The sequence below is a fragment of the Anaeromyxobacter sp. SG17 genome (genome assembly GCF_022690695.1).
In the GTDB taxonomy this organism is placed as follows: Bacteria; Myxococcota; Myxococcia; order Myxococcales; family Anaeromyxobacteraceae; genus Anaeromyxobacter; species Anaeromyxobacter soli.
The window spans coordinates 1-1,455 of record NZ_JALCYX010000153.1; the positions used below are offsets into that span (position 1 = coordinate 1).

1 protein-coding gene is annotated in these 1,455 nt (G+C 68.7%); it reads left to right on the forward strand.

Annotation, left to right across the window (positions count from 1 at the left end; translation table 11 throughout):
* The first annotated feature begins 111 nt into the window (after window positions 1-111).
* A complete protein-coding gene (locus MNY60_RS23505) occupies window positions 112-1,446 on the forward strand; it encodes an IS4 family transposase (RefSeq protein ID WP_242362078.1) in 1,335 nt (444 codons plus the stop codon).
* Window positions 1,447-1,455: the final 9 nt, after the last annotated feature.

Consider the following 1,455-nt stretch of genomic DNA (forward strand, 5'->3'; position numbering starts at 1 on the left):
CAATGCCGATCGGTTAGCGGCCAAGCGATGGGACTGAATGGGGATTTCCGGCCGGGCTTGTAGCGGCCGGCCAGGGGATCATCATGCGGGATCGCCAGGAGGCGATCCCGCGTGTCCCGACCCAAGCTTGCGGAGCGAGTCGTCGCAGCGCCGAGCCTCGATGAGGGCGCGTTCGACCGACTACAGGGCAGCATCGATCCGGATTGGGTCGATGAAGCGCTGGAAGCGACCGGGACTGGGACGCTGCGCAAGCGCCGACTCCCAGCGGAGCAGGTGATCTGGCTCGTGCTGGGAATGGCGCTGTACCGGAACCGGCGCATCGACGAGATCGTCGCCTCGCTCGACCTCGCATTGCCGGGCCGCCGCGGGCCGACGCCAGCACCGAGCGCGGTGGCGCAGGCGCGGGACCGTCTCGGCGACGAGCCGATGCGGTGGCTTTTCGAGCGCACCGCGGAGAAGTGGGCGCACGAGGGGGCGCGAGCACATGCGTGGCGCGGGCTCGCCGTGTACGGCGTGGACGGCACCACGACGCGCGTCCCCGACTCGCCCGAGAACCGTGAGCACTTCGGCTCACAGGACGCGGGGATGGGGCGTGGGACGAGCGGGTATCCGCTCGTGCGCGTCGTCACGCTGATGGCGCTGCGGACACACCAGCTCGCCGCGGTGCGATTCGGACCCTACACGATCGGCGAAGTGACGTACGCGAAAGGGCTGTGGTCGCAGGTGCCCGACAAGGCGCTCGTCATCGTCGACCGAAATTTCTTCGACTACTCCGCGTTGTACCCCATCGACGAGCACGGCGTGGACCGCCACTGGCTAATCCGCGCCCGGGCGAACCTGCGGTGGCGCACGGTCGAGAAGCTCGGCCCCGGCGACGAGCTCGTCGTCATGGAGCCGGCTCGCTCGACGCGCGAGAAGACCCCGGGGCTGCCGCGCCGCTGGGAGATGCGGGCCATCCGGTACGAACGGCCCGGTTTCCGGCCACAGACGCTCCTCACGTCGCTGCGCGACCCGAAGCGCTTCCCGGCGAAGGAGATCGTGGCGCTGTACCACGAGCGATGGGAGATCGAGCTCGGGTACGACGAGGTGAAGACGGAGATGCTTGAGCGACAGGAAGCGCTGCGCAGCCGAAAGCCGCGCGGCGTCGCCCAGGAACTCTGGGGACTCGGGATCGCCTACAACCTCGTCCGGTTGGAGATACTCCGAATCGCGGAAGAGGCCCACGTTCCACCGACCCGGATCAGCTTCATCATGGCGCTGCGCCTAATCCGGGACGAATGGGCGTGGGCCGCGGTCACCAGCCCGGGCGCGATCCCTCGGCACCTCCGCGAGCTGCGGGCCGCAGTCGCTCGATTCGTTCTGCCACCACGGCGCGAACGAAGCTACCCGCGCGCGGTGAAGCTGAAGATGAGCAACTACGCCCGCAGCCGCCCGGTCGCTAAGTGAGTGGCATTG